General features: G+C 61.8%; 3 protein-coding genes. All 3 read right to left on the reverse strand.

Features of this window, described 5'->3' with window-relative positions; translation table 11 throughout:
* Positions 1 to 782, reverse strand: a 782-nt coding sequence (locus AC16XC_RS04475; RefSeq protein WP_484033444.1) for a GTP-binding protein, incomplete at its 3' end; no start/stop codon positions are given.
* A 57-nt stretch (positions 783 to 839) separates the two neighbouring features.
* Complete coding sequence (locus tag AC16XC_RS04480; RefSeq protein ID WP_484033445.1) at positions 840 to 1589, reverse strand: SDR family NAD(P)-dependent oxidoreductase; 750 nt, start codon at positions 1587 to 1589, stop codon at positions 840 to 842.
* Positions 1586 to 2233 (reverse strand): phenylalanine--tRNA ligase subunit beta-related protein (locus tag AC16XC_RS04485; RefSeq protein ID WP_484033446.1); only part of this gene is annotated, 648 nt, incomplete at its 5' end. The genes AC16XC_RS04485 and AC16XC_RS04480, both read right to left, overlap by 4 nt.

A 2233-nucleotide genomic window follows, 5' to 3' on the forward strand; every position in this document is an offset into this window, starting at 1 on the left:
TGTTTCGCGATCGCCTCGATCAATTCGGTGACACCGAAATTCTTCAGCGCCGATCCGAAATAGACCGGTGTCAGATCACCATTGCGATAAGCCTCGAGGTCAAATTCCGGATAGCCGATCTGCGCCAGCTCGATGTCTTCGGCGAACATTTCGGGCAGTTCGGGATTTTCGTCGCGCTTCCCCTTGAACTCCTTGGACGGACCTTCCGGACGCGCAACCTTGCCGGTCTCGAAATCGAGAATGCCTTCAAACTGGCCGCCCATGCCCACCGGATAACCCTGCGGGCTGACATCCAGCGCGAGCATGTCGGCGATCTCGTCCAGCAATTCGAATACCGGTCGGCCTTCGCGGTCGACCTTGTTCACGAAGGTGATGATCGGAACGTTGCGCAACCGGCAGACTTCGAACAGCTTGCGGGTCTGCGGCTCGATACCCTTGGCCGCATCGATCACCATGATGGCGCTGTCGACGGCGGTCAGCGTGCGGTAGGTGTCTTCGGAGAAATCCTCGTGCCCCGGCGTGTCGAGCAGGTTGAAGGTGATGCCGTCACGTTCGAACGTCATGACAGAACTGGTCACGGAAATTCCGCGCTGTTGTTCGATCTTCATCCAGTCGGACCGCGCGCGCCGCGCAGCGCCCCGCGCCTTGACCTCACCGGCCAGGTGGATTGCACCGCCGGTCAGCAGCAGCTTCTCGGTCAGCGTGGTCTTACCCGCGTCAGGATGCGAAATGATCGCGAAGGTGCGGCGGGATTGAGTAGTGTCGGTATTCGCTTTGGACATGCGCCGCGCGCTAGACCGCATGGGCTCCTGCGTCCACCGCTAAGCGCGGCGCAGGCCTCAGTCCTTGCGAGCGATCTGGAAGCCGCCGAAGCTCTGGCTGACGGGCATGAGTTCGAGCGTGTTGATGTTGAGATGCGCAGGCAGCTCCGCAACCCACCGGATTGTCTCGGCAATATCATCGGCCGTCATCGGATCGGCCCCGCCATAAAGCGTTTCGTGCGCCTGCTCGTTTCCGCCGGTTCTTACCAGCGTGAATTCGGTTTCGACCATACCCGGCTCAATCGAGCAGACCCTCACGCCCGTGCCATGCAGGTCGGCGCGCAGGCCAAGCGAGAACTGACGCACGAATGCCTTGGTCCCGCCATAGGCATTGCCGCCGGGATACGGATAGTTGGCCGCAACGCTCGAAACATTGATGATCGATCCCTTGCGTTCGATCAGCGATGGCAAAAGCTTGTGCGTGATCGACGCCAGCGCTGTGACGTTCGTTTCGATCATGGTCTTCCATTGATCGAGATCCGCCGATTGGGCGGGCGAGGTGCCGAGCGCGAGGCCGGCATTGTTCACCAGCAGATCGATCTCGGAAAACTCCGCAGGCAGACTGCCGAGAGTCGCATCACGGGCCGCTTCATCGCGGACGTCGAAGCTTGCGGCATGGACCTTGTCCGCGCCCAGTTCATTGACCAGCGCATCGAGCCGTTCCTTGCGCCGCCCGGTCGCCACACAGCGCCATCCGCAGGCGACCAGCGCCCGCACGGTTGCCTCGCCAATGCCCGACGTTGCCCCTGTGACAAGAGCAGTCTTCATCCGCGCAGCTCCGCACCTTGCTTTGCTGCACTGGCCACGATGCTATTCGAGATCGCCTTGATCTCGTCATCAGTGAAGCTCTTTTCGCCAGGCTGGAGGATGACCTCGACTGCAACGGATTTCTTGCCTTCAGGCACGCCCTGACCGGCGAACACGTCAAACACCCGCGCATCGACGATGGCTTTCTTGTCCGCACCCTTCACAGCCCGCACCAGGTCGCCTGCTGGCAGATCGGCCGGAACGAGAAAGGCGAAATCGCGGGTGACGGCCTGCAGTGCAGGCGGCGCGTAGGCACTGCGAGCAAAGCTGCCGCCGCCCTTGCGCGCAGGGATCGCGTCGAGATAGATTTCGGCTGCGACGACCGGCCCTTCGATATCGAATGCCTTGAGTGTGCTGGGATGCAGCGCGCCAAAGCGGGCCAGCACATTCTTGGGACCGAGCCGCAGTGTGGCGGACTGGCCGGGATGAAATTGATCGCCTGCCCCGTCCATCACCATGAGATTGCCGACCGGCGCACCGGCAGCTTCGAGGAGTGCGGCGACTTCGGCCTTGGCGTCGAATGCATCGAAGGCACTGGCCTTCCCATTCGACCAGCCGCGCGAAGTCTTCTCGCCAGCCAGAATGAGGCCCAACGTCGGCTTCTC

This window comes from Candidatus Andeanibacterium sp., assembly GCF_057143545.1.

Coding starts and splice junctions, on each gene's coding strand:
- AC16XC_RS04480 (WP_484033445.1), bottom strand. CDS start 1,589: ATGAAGACTGCTCTTGTCACAGGGGCAACGTCGGGCATTGGCGAGGCA.